The sequence below is a fragment of the Belliella calami genome (genome assembly GCF_022549695.1).
Lineage (GTDB): Bacteria > Bacteroidota > Bacteroidia > Cytophagales > Cyclobacteriaceae > Belliella > Belliella calami.
The window spans coordinates 243,089-259,950 of the sequence record NZ_JAKZGS010000003.1; the positions used below are offsets into that span (position 1 = coordinate 243,089).

A 16,862-nucleotide genomic window follows, 5' to 3' on the forward strand; every position below is an offset into this window, starting at 1 on the left:
CGATGTGATTAGAGTTTTACATTCAAGGTAGCAAAGCCAGTATGTGCAGCACCTGCCTTGATGTCCACATTTCCACTTCCTTTTACAATCCAGCTTACACTGGCTTTCTCGAAAGCACCAATACTTCTGATCAGTTGTTTTTTATCTCCAGCTACCAAGTCTTTCGCTTCTTTGGAAATATCAACTCTTACTTTTCTCAACCACCTGGACCTCTCACCTAACTCAGAGTGAGTAGGAAGTGGAGAGTTGTTGAAAATATCGGCAGTGATTCTTGTCAAGCCATTGCCAAGTTTTTCTGTCTTCACATTGTGAAACTCAAGTTTTGGCTGCATATCAGCCAATTTCAAGATGAAGGAAGTATGTTCTTCAGCGATTTCATTGACTTTGCTGAATGGAGGGTTGTGCATCACAAATGGTTTGATGCCTCCAACTTCTACTTTTTGTCCTGGGAAATCTGGGTGCTCTACACTTGTCCAAGGGACAAAAACATCATTGATACCTTCCTGCTCTGCCCATGCCAAGAAATTTGCCTCTGCATTGGCGTTGCTTTTTCCATCTTCATCTTTGACTTCTGGAGCCCACCACCCTGGAGTGCTAAAGCTTAATCGGGCAAAGTGGAAATATGCCCACTGGAAAAAATCCCCATCTGTACCCTGATTGGTCTGGTTGAAAGCTTTTTGTGAGACGGTTTCATTGTAAATGCCAGATACCATGCTATTGATAGCTACGTCTTTTTCCAACATTGATGTCAGGATTCTCTTTCTTGCATCTCCGGCATTGTATTTCAAAGGATTCGATAGGTTGTTTGAAGGGCTAAATGATACAAATGCGAAAATATTCCACTGATCAAACAAATAATCCAACAACGCTCTGGTCTCTACTTGTGAAGCTGCAAAATCACCTGCCAATGGTTCGAAAATAGGGAATTTGTATGTCAAGCTTTTGTTGAAAGCAATCCCTTCTGATAAGTCTTCGCTAAAATTACCATCTTTGTCTTTGTCTCTGCCTTCAGGAAATACCATATAGCTTCCATTTTTTCCTTTGGCACGTTCAGCTTTCACCAAGATTCTTTCGTCTTTTTCATGTGTCGTATATCCACCCATTGGAGATTCTACACGCATCATGGTGATGAATCCATCTTTGTTGAGGTCTTCGTAAACATCTTCACTTACTTGACCATCTCGATCGTGGTCGACTTTGGTAGCATTTCCACGTCTTTCATACTTCAGTGAAGCATGATACTGCTCGTAAGCATCAGGAGACATGTTTGGGAAAATGTAAAAAGTTGTGTTTTCTAACTTTTCGGCGTGCTCTTTTACCAGTTTTTCAGCAAATTGCAATGCTAGTTCAACACTAAGCACATGGAAACCTTCAATGCCTCCCACGACTGCAATGCCTGGTTTGTTGTCCAGATCGCCAGTTCCCACTTTGAGTACCCAGATGTCTTTTCCTCCTTCAGTTTTCGTCAAGGAAGTAAGTTTGGCAGGGCTTCCGCTGCCTGAAATCGCTTGTAGCCTTTGATTGACCTGGCCAAGAGTAGGGTAGTCGCCCTGAGCCAGTGTGGTTGAGGATAAGGAAAATAGCATTCCCGCACCTGCAACCAACGACAGATAAATGTTCTTCATAAAGTCTTTAAGGTTTAGATCTTTTGTCAAGAATATAGTCTTGACGCATCTATGATACAAAAAAAAGTCGGATTAAAGAATGTGCTTTCGCTGTACAGACTACAGGGTTTTTGAAAGGCAGAAAGTATGGATGAAAGGAAGTGCTTTTTACCGAATTCGAAGTATGATGGAATCTTCTATTTTGTTGAGCCCAAAAAAGCTAATTCATTAAACTTCTAAACCACTAAACCACTAAACACTCTAAACCACTAAACTTTCCCTACCCTATCTCTCAATCCCTGATCTTCGTTTTTAGGATTAAAAGGTATTTTTGCCTATTTTTCTGATTCCCAAATATTGATCTGTATGTTTAAGAAGATAGCTCTAGCAATTTCATTTTCTCCCACTATGGAAGCATTGATCTGTGAATCAAAGCGATTGAAAGATCTTTTTGATTCGGAATTGATACTCGTACATGTTGGCGAAAAAACCGCTACGTTGGAGGAGAACCTCAATTTTATGTTAGAAAAACATGAAATAAATAGGGAGAAGACGAAAGTTTTGTGGGAATCTGGAAATCCGGCAAAGAAAATCATCCAGACTTGTGACAATGAGGGTGTGGATCTTTTGGTAGCAGGTGCACTCAAAACAGAAGGTTTTTTTAACTATTACTTAGGGTCTATTGCACGCAAAATCATCCGGAAATCAAAATGCTCAGTACTTACCCTTATTGAGCCGATGCTGAAGCCTACGCCATTTGAAAAAGTGGTGATCAATGGGACACAACAAGAACAAACGCCTTATGTCATCCAAAGAGGAATAGAATGGTGTAAGCTTGATAATGCAAAAAAAGTATATGTAGTCAATGAAATCAAAATGTATGGTTTGCAAATGGCTACCGCAGGTGAAGGTGGAGAAGGAGAAATAGCAAGTACAAGAAGAAAGCTCGTAGGAGAAGAGGTAGAGTACGTGGAAAATATTCTCAAAGAAATAGACAAAGGAGATCTCCGTGTCAATGTCAAAATCACTTGTGGCAAGTGGGCTGTGGAGTTGGCTAGATTTTCCCAAGATTTCAATGCAGATTTATTGGTAGTTGGAGACGAGGGTAATTTGGGATTCTTTGATCGATTGTTTCCACACGACTTGGAAGACATTCTCAGTGACCTTCCTTGCAATTTGTTAATCATAAAAAAATAAAGTACTACATATGGAAAGTTTATCACATCAAGATGTAGTCAATCTATTTCTTCAACTCGCTGCTATGCTTTTGTTGGCAAGGGTGTTTGCCGAAATAGCACAAAAATTTAAGCAGCCTGCCGTAGTGGGGGAGTTGTTGGCAGGGATTATTTTGGGGCCGACTATTTTGGGGACATTTTTCCCTGGGGCTTTTGATTATTTGTTTATGAGTAATCCCAGTGCAAATTTGGCTTTGGATGGTTTTGTCCAAATTGCTGTTGTGCTGTTGTTATTTATCGCTGGGTTGGAGGTAGAGCTCCACTTAGTTTGGTCTCAGGGAAAATCAGCATTGAGTATCAGTTTGTTGGGTTTGGTGGTTCCTTTTATATTGGGATTTATTTTTCCTTATTATTTTTCTACATTCTTTGGGCTTGCAGACGGAGACAGGCTACTGTTCTCACTCTTTATGGGGACGGCCATGTCGATTACGGCCTTGCCGGTCGTCGTCAGGATCTTGATGGATATGAATCTCTTCAAGACAAAGATGGGCATGCTGATAGTAGCTTCTGCTATGGTCAACGATATTATTGGGTGGTTGATATTCTCGGTAATCCTTTCTTTTATGGGCAAAGGAAGTTCCCTGTCTCTTGTTCAGACCATAGGAGTGACGCTTTTGTTCACTTTCTTCATGCTCACTTTGGGGAAAATTATCATCAATAAAATCCTTCCTTGGGTGAATAAGAAGCTTGCCTGGCCAGGTGGTGTGCTTTCTTTGTCGATGGCATTTTGCTTCTTGGCAGCGGCATTTACAGAATGGCTGGGAATCCACTCGATTTTCGGGGCATTTCTTTTGGGAGTAGCCTTAGGAGATTCTGAGCATATGTCAGAAAGAGCCAAAGAAATTGTTCATCAGTTTATAAACAACATCTTTGCACCGCTTTTCTTTGTTTCTATTGGATTGAAAATCAACTTCTTTACTAATTTTGAGCTTTTACTAACCTTAGCGATCTTGGCAATATCATTTGCAGGAAAAATCATTGGAAGTGGCTATGGTGCCTATAAAGGAGGTTTTAATATCAAAGAATCTCTTGCAGTAGGGTTTGGGATGAACGCAAGAGGAGCGATGGAAATTATCTTGGGCTTGATAGCTTTGGAGAATGGACTGATTGATGAAAAACTCTTTGTGGCACTCGTTGTCATGGCAATCATCACCAGTATGACAAGTGGGCCTTTGATGAAATGGGCTCTTAAAGGTAGCAAGAAAGGGTAGGGGAGAGATGATTGGGGTTTTGAGGGATTTTGAAGATTGGAAAATTGGAAAATTGTAAGATTTGAAGATTCGAAAGTTGCAAGGTTGGAAGGTTAGGTAGCCCTAGTAATATGGGAGGTCTTCGGACTTGGTACTGAAAAGATAGGTTTCGAAAGCTATTGGGATGGAAGAACTTGTCCGCCGTGGCGGATTGGAAAATTGTAAAGTTACAAAGTTGTAAGGTTGGAAGGTTAGGTAGTCCTAGTCATATTGGTGGTCTTTGTACATCATACTTTGTACTTTGTACCTTAAATTTGTTCACCTTACTTTGTACTTTTTTCATCAAATTGAAAGGCTTAGTTAATCGCTAAAAAGAAAGTAGTCTCATATCTCATTGTCACATCTCCTATCTCTCATATTTCAAATCTCACATCTACTATCTCTCATAATTCAAACCTCACATCTCTCATCTAAAATAGAATATTTCCGTTTTAATTTTGTTAATAAACTTTAAAAAATATCATTAGAAATCTTTTTTGGATTGAATTTTGTACTTTTTTTTTCAAATCAAACAAAACCTAAAATTATGAATGATTCAAAATTAATGAACAAGACTTCTATGCTTTCACTGATATTCACCTTATTTGTAGGCTTCGGTGCGATGGCGCAGCAGATGATGCAACCACAAACTCAGGTAAAAGAGGATTTTTCTGATCAAGAGTTTGAGGAGTTTGTAAAAATCAATTTGGTATTGATCCCGCTTCAAGAGAAATCTCAGGGTGATATGATAAAAGCTATTGAAGAAAATGACTTGAAAGTTGAGCGTTTCCAAGAATTGGCACAAGCACAACAAGCGGGAACTTTGCAAGAGGTAGCTGCAGGTGCTGAGGAAATGGCGAGTTTCAATAATGCAGGTCAAAAAGTAATGGAAATGCAACAAGGTTTGCAAACTGAAATCCAACAAGCAATCACAGATAGCGATCTTTCTGAAGAAAAATTTCAAGAAATGTATATGGCTTACACCCAGAGTCCAAAAGTGAAAGAAAAAGTGGACAAAATGATTGAAAAAGAGATCAAATAAGATATATATAAGATTTATGTCTTGTCAGAAAAAAAAAAGGCCGATTTTAACAAAATCGGCCTTTTTTTATGTTACGAACTGATTGAAGAGCTCTATTATTTGATGAGTCTTAAGGTTTTTCTTTAATTCTTATTTTGTATTTATGTATCTACGCTTTCTTGCCACTAACCATTATAAATATGCCTAAAAGGAGATCTATCCAATCTGTTGACGGCCGACTATTGAAGATTATCAGCATGATTATCTCTTATTAATTTTCTTACTGGCAAAGTTGCGGATATTCATATTTCTATTTTTAGAATTGTTGAATTCAAATCCATAAATCAGAAATAAAAACCCTGTGAATTCCGATCAACTCAATTCGGTATTCCTTGTTTAGTAGTGTGTTATTTCAACTTCCCTTCGGTATCGATAAAGTCACCTTTGATAGTTACGTTGTTGTTTTTGGTGACTTTTCCGTAAATGGTAATGCTAGATCCTTGGCCTACAAATTCGATTGTTGCACCTGAGTTCAAAGTCAAGTCTCCATAGATTACTGCAGAACCACTGATCTTAAGTACGGAATTGTTGTTGATATTCAATCGACTGTTTCCTTGATATCTTCCAAAAGAAAAGCTTCCTGACATTTCAAAAAAGCCATTGCTGTTGATATTCATGTTGTCCTGAACAGCCATAGATCCACAGAATGTCAATGTTCCATTGACATTCAAGTTGCTCAACGCTGCTGAACCAGAATATCTCATTACATCATTGGAATTTACATTTAGATTATTGCTTCCACGATATGGAGTCAAATCATCACAATTTATACCAGGTAAAGGTTGGCTAGTTGACCTTTCCAATTCCAAGATTTGTAATCCCTTCGATCCTGATGCGACAAATAGGTGTTTACCTTTAAGTTTCACAAAGTTGGATGAGCCAGATAAAGATATTATTCCTAATGTTTCAGTTGTGTTATTGGCAGTGATTTCTACGACCTCTACACCAGCACCACCGTTGGCCATCATGAGAAGCCCTTCGTCGAATGATACCGCATTGGTCACAATGTCCCCTTCTTCCACACCTTCTGGGTTAGAAGCGATGGTGATTTTTTCCACCAAAGTACCCGAAGGAAGGCGATATATACCCGCTCCTTTTGCTCCCTCAGAAGTGAAAAGTAAATCCCCATTGATGTCCATAGTTCGCTTTGAATTAGGAGTGTCCTTATCCAAATTGATTTTACTTAGAGCATTAAGATTCGTAGGATTCATGATCACAACCCCTTCTTCGCCGCTTAAAGCTGCCAGGGTGTTGTTTCCATAAGCGACATCTCTAAGATCGGAGATGGGAGTACTTGCGATTCTATTGTGACTTGCATCAAACAGAGCTACAATACCATCATTGCCGGAAGAAACCGCAGCATGTGAACTTGTATAAGTAATCCCGGTACCTGCAAAACCTTCTAAATCTGATTTCACAAAATCAGAAGTAAATTGTCCATTGCCTACACTTACACTTAGGTATTGTGCTGCGGTATTGATTTCGCGCTCAGCGTCTACATCAAAAGCTGCTGCAATATGTAACCTGCCTTCATGATATTTGAGGGCATTGATATCTGCTGTAGTGAATATAGCCTGAGCGGTGATTTTTGGTTTGGTAGGCTCAGAAATGTTGTAAATCTCAATGGCTCCCAAAAACTCCTCGCCTTCTTTGTTATAGCTCACAAATGCATAATCTCCAGCTATATCCACATGTGTTGCCCTTAGGGTTTTTCCGTTGTGAGTAGGGCCTTCTGCTTGTGCTACAAGGATCATTGGGATTTTTCCCGCAGGTACCTCTTCCTCCGAAATCCTTCCGTTTGGTGAATCGGGTTCCAGTAAGTTGACTACCCCTGCATTTTGTATACTTATTCTTTTTGAAAGTTGTTCGGAATCTGAGTTGACCAAAATATTTCTCTCAAAACCAGGGTTTTCTTGCTTCCAGTCACAAGAGAAAATCACTGCTACAAGCAGAACAAATGGGTAAATTTTTTTCATGTCAATATTTTGTTTTTTATATATAAACAATTGTTTATCAGAATAAAACCCTTGTTTTTCTTACAAAGAAAAATATAATTCTTTGAATTACATTGTTGATAAATGATGAATTTCCACTTTTTCCTTTTTCGACTTAGGGATAAAGTGAAATTCTTGTGTGATTTAATTATCAAGTATGATTATTGCAAACTTAAAAGGTTGAAAATAATATGAGTATTCGCAATGTTGCATGTTGGCTCAATAGATGTATTATCTGTTGCGGATTCTCGTCACCGGACAACTGTCAACAGAACGTCAAATCATTTATCAAACATTCTATTCATTGGCTACGTGCAATGAAGCAGATACACCTATGAAATTATAAGCAAGATGCAATTTTCTTGAAATGGAGAGAAAATCAGCTTCACTTGCAAAAGTTTTAATATCAAATTATTTCTTTAAGATTTTGATGTATTCTAATTTTTGTCCCCAGTTTACTTCCAGGATATAAACGCCATTTGGTGAGTTGCTTAGGATATCTGCTACTTTTTTGGAGATTTCCTTTAGGTCCTTGCCTTCCACAGGCTTGTGGTTGGCCAGAGAAGTTACAAGTCGTATGCTTAGTTCTTCATCATTGTACTCCCGGTTGTTTACCAATTCGAGATTGAATGATTCCCCAGAGGTAGGGTTAGGAAATGCTCTCCAGACACCTTTAGTGATATTCATAGGAGGGATTCTTACTCCAACCACTTCACTGTATGAAAAAGATCCAGAGAAATCCACTTGCTTCAACCTGTAGTAAGCCATTCCACCAAGAAGAGGGAGTTTTTCGTCTATAAAGCTATATTCTTCCACATCATCAGAGTAACCAACACCCTCCACTTCACCGATTTTAGCGAAGGAATTCACATTGTCAATTGACCTTTCAATTTCAAAATGCGAGTTTTCCCATTCTTTGGCAGTTGCCCAAGAGACTGTGGAGGTTCGGATTTGTGGGGAAAAGGTGGCTGTTAGGGATGTGTATTCGACGGGATTGATACTGAAAGTTTGACTAATGATAACTATACCATTGGCTCCATTCCCTCCTCTTGTAGTTCCGGCTCCACCCCCTGATCCTGTATTCATTAATCCACTAAATCCAGGGCCAGCATTGTTTCCATTCCCACCAATTTCACTACCCCCACTTCCTGGAATAGCATTATTATTAGAATTACCTCCTCCGCCTCCACCAAATAAACTTATTAAAGTGAATTCTGGGATAATAATTTGATTTTTACCATCTCCACCATCTCCTCCTTTAGTACTTGATCCCGATCCACCCCCGTCTTTTCCAAGTGAGCTTAATCCACCGCCTCCTCCTCCTGCTTTATTGTTCCCACTACTGTTAGATAAACCTCTTCCTCCTGAATACCCATTTGCATTTCCTAAACCTCTATTTGTATTGAATAATCCTGAACCACTATACGGAGCATTAGATCCTCCTCCGCTCCATCCGTTACCACCATTTTGCGAATCTTGTGATCCACCGCCACCGCCACCTAGAGCAGTTTGTCCAGCCACTGAAGTGTTTCCGCCTATTGAACCTTGTTGCCAGAGTTGAGTTGATCCAAGTCCTCCTAGTCCAACAACAATTGGTATTGTTTTTCCAAGTCCTAAAGTTAAAGGAGTTTCCAAAAGTTGACCTGCTCCGCCACCACCTGCTGAATTTCCTCTTCCACCACCACCACCGCCAGCTACTAATACAGCAGCAACTTCATCTAAAATCACACCATCTGCTGCATCAGGAATAGTCCAGTCTGTAGAGCATCTAAATATGTAAATTCTATTAAATTTCTGAGTCCCATTTTCAAAAGTACTTGGTGTTTCAATTATTTCTAAACAATGGTTATTACCTCCAATGTAGGTCTGTCCAATTATACAGATGTTGTTTTCAGTTGGGAACTTATTTGTATAAAGTGTTCCGTTATTTCCGTTCAAACAACCTTGTCCCGTGAAATTCCCATTAACATTCAAATAATTAGGTTGATTTTCATCTCCAGCTGAAATATTTGACCCACCATTGATCTGCAAGTTCCCTTGGATATTTAAGGAACCGTGAATATTAATATTACCATTGTTTGTTACATTTCCTCCAATACTTCCTTCTCCAATACTAAATGTGCCATTTCCATTATTTGTTAAATTGCCTGTTATATTAATATATCCGTTTGCAGAATTTGTCGGGCCATTGTTTACGTAATTTCCTTCAACTGAAATATTGCCTGAATTATTCACAGATCCATTACTGTTAACTGAAAAATTACCATTAACTATTGTATTTCCGCTTGAGTTAAAAGACCCATTTATTGCGAATTCTCCATTTCTAATAAAATTACCAGAGTTATTAATGGTTTTATTTGTATTGAGACTTCCGAAGTTAACCGTTAGTGCCCCAAAATTATTAATTGTCCAGTTTCCATTATAATCTGCACGAGCGGTAAAATTCCCGAAGTTATTAATAGAAGAAAGATTGGAAAGGCTACCAAAGTTTGCATTAACTGTAACACCTTCTGAAATACAAATAGTTACATTTTGAGCATTGTTAAAATTTAATTCAGCAGTCCTGCTAGCAGTTATGCATACAGTAATTCCATTTGCACTACCTGGTATTGCAGGTACTGGATTTCCTGTAGCTCCAACAACATGATCACAAACTGTACACTGCCCCAAAACCTCCCCCGAAAAAACAACAATTAAGAAACCTAAAATAAACGAAAGGTAAAATTTTGTAATCATACTACTCTATGTTGTAAAGGTTTTAATAGGTTCTGGTTTTTGAAAAAAAACACCAGCTTTAAGTATTCAAAGCTTAAGGTTTTATTTTTTTCAGGTTGATATACTAGGGGATTACTACTTGCTCTATTTTGAAGCTTGGGCGTCTATAATTTGGGTGAATATGAGCTAAAAAGCTCTGACAAAGATATATTAAAGATTTTTTTAAACCAATATAAAAATTTATTCAAATACTTAATATTGTATTTTATATTGATTTTTGAACATTTTGGTAAATTATTCAGAACTTTATTTCCCTGAAAGTTCAACTTGATTTTTCCCCTTTTTAGGATCATAAAGACTGGTTTGAGTATCTTTGCGTATCTATTTATTTTTCTAATTATCCTTCAAAGGTTCGTGATTTTACGCATGAAATACGTAATAAGTGTTCTGATTGGATTTACCGTCACAATGAGTAATAAGCAACTGAAAAGTATGGGTGAGTTCATCAAGACTCCGAATAAATTCATATCTGAAGGGATTCAATTTGGCTACTGGCAAAGTCCCACATAGTCCAAAAAATAAATTTGGAAACTGTTTTGGTGTTGTTGATTTACATTTTCCTTTTTGTTGAATTTCAAAAAAGAACCTTTGTAATATGAAGTCCGTCTTTGATTCTAATTTATTCAAATTAAGTTTTGTCAAAATGATTTTATATAACTAAAAAATTGGTTTAAGAAAACTCAATCAATTAATTGTCAAAAAAATATCGAAGGAAGTGAGATGTTTTTTTAAATCACACAACTTAAATAGCTGGTTTTGAAATTTGTATTTTGTTATGCACAAATTAGGTAGGTTTTTTTTTGCTGTATTGATGATGTTGGTTCTGACCATTTCTATTTCGAGGGCTCAAGTCTCAGATCTTGGGAATTGGTTAATCTATTTTGGGAATCAAGATTTTGGAAATGGCAAATGGGTATGGCACAATGAAATCCAATATAGAAACTATAATTTCCTGGGGAATACAGAACAGCTTCTTTTGAGGACAGGGGTTGGTAAATATGTTTCAGATAGAAACAGTCTTGTGTCAGCAGGATATACTTTTGTCAGGACAAGGCCTTTGGTGGAACTTGATGGAGTTGTGGATGTGAATGATGCAGGCAAGTTTCAAGAGCATAGGACATGGCAACAATTTCTAACTAGACATCATGTGGGCAGGGTGTTCTTTACACATAGATATAGGTTTGAACAGCGTTTTTTTGACAACAATGATTTCAGGCTTAGGGCGAGGTATTTTCTTGCACTCCATGTTCCATTGAATAATATGTCAATGACCCCAAAAACCTATTATCTGTCTTTTTACAATGAAATATTTATGAATACCCAAGTAGAAAATAATCCAGCGTTGTTTGATAGAAACAGGTTGTATGGCGCAATTGGTTATCAATTTAACCCCAGTATTAGAATGGAGGTAGGAATGATGCGACAAAACGTAAACAATAATTTGTTTTCAAGGAATCAATTGCAATTTGTAGTTTTTAATAATCTTCCAATAAAAAGAAAAAACCAATAAAAGGAAAAGTCTTCATCCGTTTAAAAGAGGACATCAAATAAATCTCACAATTTTATGTTAGGAAAAAGAGTAATTTTAGGAATGTTGGCGATCGTTACGTTTTTGAATTCATGTGATCAGTCTAAAAAAGATTCAGAGTCAACCCAAACTGATACTAATCAAGAAGTGCAGAAAGTGATTGATGAGCTTGGACTTGAATATGTAGAAGAGGGAGCCCAAGAAATCATTACTTATGAAGAGGTCAATGCTGCCCAACAAGCGTGGTGTGATGCGCTAGTGAAAATTGGTCAGTTGAAAGAAGAAGGTGGCGATTACGTAGCTTTTGCTGAGCAAGTACTTTCTGAGGCTTATAACTATGATCATGGGAAGGTTTTCTTCAAGCCTACGCTTGCTTTTGGTGATCAAACATTCAGATCAAGCAAAAAGGGTGCACTTGCATATTTTGTAGGAGGTGATTCAGATTATCCTCAAGATAATGGGTTTGCATTGAAGCCTTGGGTCAAAGCTAGATATGATAATTTGGGTGATGGAAATGAAGGAATCCAAATCTATGGTTCAGTCGCTATTACGATGGGGAATGTCTGGGTGACTGACAAAGACGGGGCAGAAGTGATGGTTGACAAAACTTGGGTTTTTAAGAAGGGTGATGATGGCAAACTTAGGATAATTGTCCATAAGTCAGCTTTGCCTTTTGTGCCAAATTAAAAAGATTTTTTTAGGAAAAAAGGATCATGAAATCTATTGATTTCATGATCCTTTTTGTTTAATTGAGGGAATGACGCAGACTCACATTTTGAAATTTTGATACTTGCAGAGTACTTTCTTGGTTTTTGCAAAACTTAGGTTGATGGGTGATAAAAAGTGGAGGATAAGTTTATTGAATTGGTGTTTATTTTTTTAGTTTGTAGATAAAAATTTCTTTACCTCTATGGATTTTTAGGTAATAAAGTCCATTTTGGAGTTCTTTGGTGTCAAAACGGAATGAATAATCTTCCACATTATTTGAATTGCTAAAAATAGTTCTTCCAAAAGTGTCCATCATGGAAACATGGATTTCGCCGAGATTTTTGGTTTGGATGAAAATTTCATCGGTAAATGGATTAGGAAATACTTTTACTGACCAGTTTGGATTGAAATCTACTCGGATGACTTTTGAAAGGTTCGTTTTTCCATCAAAGTCCACCTGTTCTAATCTATAATAATTGTTTCCAGCCATGGGCTGTTTGTCTAAATATTCATAATTGCTGACTTCATCGGTGTCCCCCTGTGCGGCTATGGATCCTAGATTGACCCATGAATTGGTGTTATTGGATCTTTGGATGATGAATTTTTCACTGTCTCTTTCTTTTGCTGTGGACCACTGGATTTTTGCTTGGTTGCTAGAAGTTAGGCTGCCTTCAAAGGAGAGCCAATCGACAGGTAATAATCTAAACAGTGTAGCATCATTAGTAATAGTCTCACAAGGGTAATCAATATGCGTGATTTTGGCTCGAAACAGATAGCCGTTGTATGACAATTCTGGATCGGTAATGGTCAAAGTGTTGGTATTGGCTCCGCTATATACTCCTCCGTTGCTAATATCTGTCCAACTGTCACCATCATCAGTGCTCTCTTGCCACCCATACCTTAAGCCCTGTGATGAATCAGTGCCAAATGGAGCGCTATAATCCGGGTTGCCATTTTCGAATGTGGATGAATTGGTAGAAGCAGAATTTACGCTAAATGAAGCACTGGAATTGTTTACCAAAGTGGCGTCATTTGGCTGAGATATAACCCTCACTTGGGTGGCAATCCTACTAGAGCCAATCGATTGGCCACCAGGGCTGATTACTCTAGGTATCCCGTTTGCATCTATACCTCCTAGTAACCTGGTCAAGGGATCAAGGTCAAAATAAGTGAATGAAGCACCTCCTTCGATGGCATCCGGACAGCCGTCATTATCAGAGTCGAGATCTAAGTAATCTGGAGTGCCATCTTTATCTGTATCGATCAAGTTACATTCTTGTACATCAAAGTTCAAGTTACTGTTGTTATTGTCACTGTATTGACGGTCTGTATATACCACATGCAATACACCACTTACTGTCGGGGTAAAGGTGATATTTCCAGTTTCAGAAAATAAGACAGGTACTATTTGGTCTATGCCACGGTCAAATTGATTGTTGCCATTTGTATCGATCATCCCAATATATGTCAATAGCCAAGGGTAGTCTCCTGGGATTAAGTTAGCAAAGCCGATGGCTTCTGATGGTCTTGGTCCAATCTCGTAGTCATTGGTTGCGGTGAAGTAGCCAATACCATCTAAATCTGAAAATCTATTTCCTGCAAATTGAGTCGATGTAATCGTTCTCCCGTCGTTTGGCCCACCTTTTACAGTTCTTGTCCCAAAAGAACTTGTAGGTTTATTGACTTGATAGCTTCTTCCTGCAATTACATTTACGCTTGTAGTCTGCCATGCGGTAGTTAATGCACTAAAAGACGAACTGGAAAGTGTGATACATTCGAGCTCATCAGAATCCAAAATCCCATCATTGTCCGAATCTCTGTCATTTGCATTGGATATACCATCTCCATCACAGTCTCCCAGAGGGCCAGCACACTGAAGGTTGTATTGATAAGAGTGTAAATCAAGAGAGGCGTTGTATTTTCCCACTTCCAAAACCCAATCTCCGTCCCAGCCAGTGATATCGTCGGAGGCTGAAATTGTTATGTTTAACTTTGACATCAAGGTTGCTACTGCATTTTTTCCTTTGATATCTTTGCCAAATTCACAGCCATAGATGTTGATGTGTTTGATTTTTTTTAGGGAAAAATTCCCTCTTAGCCAGACGATGATTTCATCTGAGTCCATCCAACGGTTTTCAAGTAATAACTGCCCAGGCTTTCCATGTGAAAAAAGGTAGATAGTATCTGAATCTTTTATTGGGGAAATTTTTGAAGTGATTTGGGATTTCCCTTCTACTTTTTCATCAATATAGATCCATGGACTTTGTGTATTGTCACTGTGTTCTATACCTTTTCCCAAATAGGAATAGATAAAAGAGTGGCTGTAGCAAATGCATGCAAATACGAACGCCGCTGAAAGCAAATGCTTCATAAAGCTCATTTTCATAGTAAAAATGACTTAAATATATTTTCTGTAGAATGGGTGATCAATCCTGTGAACGGAATCGACTTTACTCAAATATCTATGACTGTTTACTTTAAAACAAATTGCTAGTTTACAAAGCTGTTTTGAGTATTTGAAAAACAAATTGCTGGCTGTGTCAAATAAGATAACTTAATATTAAAAAAATAGTATTTATTAATTGAAAAAAAATAAACCCCTAAGGTTAGAACTTAGGGGTTTTGTATATGCTGTTACGCTCCGCTTTGGATTAATTTGCTTAGCTGTATTTTTAAATCAAATCATCCTTTTCAACAATCTTAACTTGACTTTGTCTGGGGTCAAGGCTGTTGAATGGAGGTTTCTTATCCATTCATACTGATCAAAAACTCTGCATTGTCTCTTGTGCCACGCATTCTTTGAAGTAGGAATTCCATTGCTTCCTGAGAGTTCATGTCGGACATCAGCTTGCGGAGAATCCAAACTCTCTGCATTTCCTCTTTGTCCATCAAGAGATCTTCTCTTCTGGTACCTGATCCAGGTACGTCGATAGCAGGATAGATTCTTCTGTTGGATAGCTTTCTGTCAAGTGCAAGTTCCATGTTACCTGTTCCTTTGAATTCTTCAAAGATCACTTCATCCATTTTCGAACCTGTCTCTACCAATGCTGTAGCGATGATAGTCAATGAACCTCCATTTTCTACATTTCTTGCAGCACCGAAGAATCTCTTTGGCTTGTGCAATGCATTTGCGTCAACACCACCTGAGAGGATTTTCCCTGATGAAGGGACTACAGTATTGTAAGCTCTTGCCAATCTGGTGATGGAGTCCAATAGGATAACGACATCGTGGCCACATTCTACCATTCTCTTGGCTTTTTCCAATACGATAGAAGCTACTTTTACATGTCTGTCTGCTTGTTCGTCAAAAGTTGAGGAGATCACTTCAGCTTTTACGGAGCGCGCCATATCCGTTACCTCTTCCGGTCTTTCGTCGATCAATAGGATCATCAAATGAACTTCAGGATGGTTTTGGGTGATTGCATTCGCGATTTGTTGCAAAAGCACAGTTTTACCTGTCTTTGGCTGCGCCACGATCATCCCTCTTTGGCCTTTACCAATAGGAGCAAAAAGATCCAATATCCTTGTAGAATAATTGTCAGCCCTGGTGGTTAGGTTTAATCTTTCTTCAGGGAACAGAGGTGTAAGATATTCAAAAGGAATCCTGTCTCTGATTTCTTCGGTAGTCTTACCGTTTACAGTAATGACTTTTAGCAATGCAAAATATTTCTCTCCTTCTTTTGGAGGTCTGATTGTGCCTTTGATATGGTCACCTGTTTTCAAACCAAAAAGTTTGATTTGTGATGGAGAAACGTAAATATCATCTGGAGAAGCAAGGTAATTGTAATCCAATGATCTCAAAAAGCCGTAGCCTTCGGTCATGATTTCCAATACTCCTTCATTTTCAATTATCCCTTCAAATTCCTTCGGGCTTACATAAGTTTTTCTCTTGTTGGGAACAACTTCTGCAGTTGGGATATGTACTTCTTCTATATCCTTGATGTTTTTTCTTCTTGGAAGATCTACTTCTGCAGCAGGTGTAGAAGGAGTTTCCACTTCATCGATTACCCTTTTCCTTGGTCTGATGAATTTTGGTTTTTCATCTTCAGCAGTTACTGCTGTAGGAATTTGTTTTTTTGGTTCTGGATTGGGGGTAGGAGCTGGAGCGGGAGTAGGTTCAGCCTTTGGCTTTGGAGTTTGCTCTTTTTTTGGGTGCTCTCTTTTCTCTGGTGCATTTTCCTTTTTGTCCTTTTTCGGCTCTCGCGCTTCTTTTGGACGTGGAGTAGGTTTCTCCTCAGGTTTGGATTCTTCTTTTGGAAGCTCCGTTACGTTTTGTCTTCTAAACTTCGGTTTGCTGTTAGCTTCTTCGGCTTTTGGGGAATCTGCTACTGGAGCTTTTGATGATTCATTTTCAGCTGCCGGTTTTTGTTCAGGCTCTACTGTTGATGGTTTTTTCTTAGGGAGCGCCTTTTCTGGGGTGATGGCTTGCTGATCTAAAATTGCATATACTAGATCGTCTTTTTTGAGGGTCTTAAAATTTTTGACTCCCAACTCCTCTGCGATTTCTTTCAATTCAGAAAGAAGTCTGATCCTTAATTCTTCTATGTTATACATAAAAAGCTTATGATGTTGATTAATTTACTAAAGATGTTTATTGATAAACTTGTATTGAGTATTACTGAACTGAATTAAAAATATATTCAGGATAGTATAAAATCCACGGGGAGAGGATTTTGAAATACTGTGACGCCACAATATTACACTTTAC

Annotated in this window: 10 protein-coding genes; 5 read left to right on the forward strand and 5 right to left on the reverse strand. The window is 38.2% G+C overall.

Going from position 1 to position 16,862, the window contains the following annotated elements:
- Positions 1–8: 8 nt before the first annotated feature.
- Entirely contained in the window at positions 9–1,625 is a 1,617-nt protein-coding gene (locus MM236_RS05735; RefSeq protein ID WP_241273987.1) for a M14 family metallopeptidase, read from the reverse strand.
- Between the two features lie 345 nt (positions 1,626–1,970).
- Between MM236_RS05735 and MM236_RS05740 the strand changes: the two genes are divergently transcribed.
- The 3 genes from MM236_RS05740 to MM236_RS05750 all read left to right on the forward strand — a co-directional run bounded on the left by MM236_RS05740 (position 1,971) and on the right by MM236_RS05750 (position 5,110).
- Positions 1,971–2,801, forward strand: coding sequence for a universal stress protein (locus tag MM236_RS05740; RefSeq protein WP_241273988.1), 831 nt, complete (start codon positions 1,971–1,973; stop codon positions 2,799–2,801).
- A gap of 10 nt (positions 2,802–2,811) precedes the next feature.
- Positions 2,812–4,050 (forward strand): cation:proton antiporter, encoded by a 1,239-nt coding sequence (locus MM236_RS05745; RefSeq protein ID WP_241273989.1) that lies wholly within the window; start codon positions 2,812–2,814, stop codon positions 4,048–4,050.
- A 565-nt stretch (positions 4,051–4,615) separates the two neighbouring features.
- Complete coding sequence (locus tag MM236_RS05750) at positions 4,616–5,110, forward strand: DUF4168 domain-containing protein (protein WP_241273990.1); 495 nt, start codon at positions 4,616–4,618, stop codon at positions 5,108–5,110.
- Between the two features lie 386 nt (positions 5,111–5,496).
- Here MM236_RS05750 and MM236_RS05755 read toward each other — a convergent pair whose 3' ends face one another.
- Both MM236_RS05755 and MM236_RS05760 read right to left on the reverse strand, forming a co-directional pair.
- Positions 5,497–7,125: an LVIVD repeat-containing protein gene (locus MM236_RS05755; RefSeq protein WP_241273991.1), complete on the reverse strand. Its 1,629-nt coding sequence runs from the start codon at positions 7,123–7,125 to the stop codon at positions 5,497–5,499.
- A gap of 429 nt (positions 7,126–7,554) precedes the next feature.
- Entirely contained in the window at positions 7,555–9,879 is a 2,325-nt protein-coding gene (locus MM236_RS05760; RefSeq protein ID WP_241273992.1) for a glycine-rich domain-containing protein, read from the reverse strand.
- An 814-nt stretch (positions 9,880–10,693) separates the two neighbouring features.
- On the opposite strand from MM236_RS05760, the gene MM236_RS05765 reads away from it, so the two are divergent.
- Positions 10,694–11,428, forward strand: a complete 735-nt coding sequence (locus MM236_RS05765; protein WP_241273993.1) for a DUF2490 domain-containing protein — start codon at positions 10,694–10,696, stop codon at positions 11,426–11,428.
- 54 nt (positions 11,429–11,482) lie between these two features.
- Complete coding sequence (locus tag MM236_RS05770) at positions 11,483–12,133, forward strand: metal-independent carbonic anhydrase family protein (RefSeq protein ID WP_241273994.1); 651 nt, start codon at positions 11,483–11,485, stop codon at positions 12,131–12,133.
- 184 nt (positions 12,134–12,317) lie between these two features.
- On the opposite strand, the gene MM236_RS05775 is transcribed toward MM236_RS05770, so the two are convergent.
- Both MM236_RS05775 and rho read right to left on the reverse strand, forming a co-directional pair.
- Positions 12,318–14,525 carry a DUF4347 domain-containing protein gene (locus MM236_RS05775; RefSeq protein WP_241273995.1) on the reverse strand — a complete coding sequence of 736 codons (2,208 nt, stop codon included), beginning with the start codon at positions 14,523–14,525 and terminating at the stop codon, positions 12,318–12,320.
- A 374-nt stretch (positions 14,526–14,899) separates the two neighbouring features.
- Positions 14,900–16,708, reverse strand: a complete 1,809-nt coding sequence (gene rho / locus MM236_RS05780) for a transcription termination factor Rho (protein WP_241273996.1) — start codon at positions 16,706–16,708, stop codon at positions 14,900–14,902.
- Between the last annotated feature and the right edge of the window lie 154 nt (positions 16,709–16,862).

Coding starts and splice junctions, on each gene's coding strand:
- MM236_RS05735 (WP_241273987.1), bottom strand. CDS start 1,625: ATGAAGAACATTTATCTGTCGTTGGTTGCAGGTGCGGGAATGCTATTT.
- MM236_RS05740 (WP_241273988.1), top strand. CDS start 1,971: ATGTTTAAGAAGATAGCTCTAGCAATTTCATTTTCTCCCACTATGGAA.
- MM236_RS05745 (WP_241273989.1), top strand. CDS start 2,812: ATGGAAAGTTTATCACATCAAGATGTAGTCAATCTATTTCTTCAACTC.
- MM236_RS05750 (WP_241273990.1), top strand. CDS start 4,616: ATGAATGATTCAAAATTAATGAACAAGACTTCTATGCTTTCACTGATA.
- MM236_RS05755 (WP_241273991.1), bottom strand. CDS start 7,125: ATGAAAAAAATTTACCCATTTGTTCTGCTTGTAGCAGTGATTTTCTCT.
- MM236_RS05760 (WP_241273992.1), bottom strand. CDS start 9,879: ATGATTACAAAATTTTACCTTTCGTTTATTTTAGGTTTCTTAATTGTT.
- MM236_RS05765 (WP_241273993.1), top strand. CDS start 10,694: ATGCACAAATTAGGTAGGTTTTTTTTTGCTGTATTGATGATGTTGGTT.
- MM236_RS05770 (WP_241273994.1), top strand. CDS start 11,483: ATGTTAGGAAAAAGAGTAATTTTAGGAATGTTGGCGATCGTTACGTTT.
- MM236_RS05775 (WP_241273995.1), bottom strand. CDS start 14,525: ATGAAGCATTTGCTTTCAGCGGCGTTCGTATTTGCATGCATTTGCTAC.
- rho (WP_241273996.1), bottom strand. CDS start 16,708: ATGTATAACATAGAAGAATTAAGGATCAGACTTCTTTCTGAATTGAAA.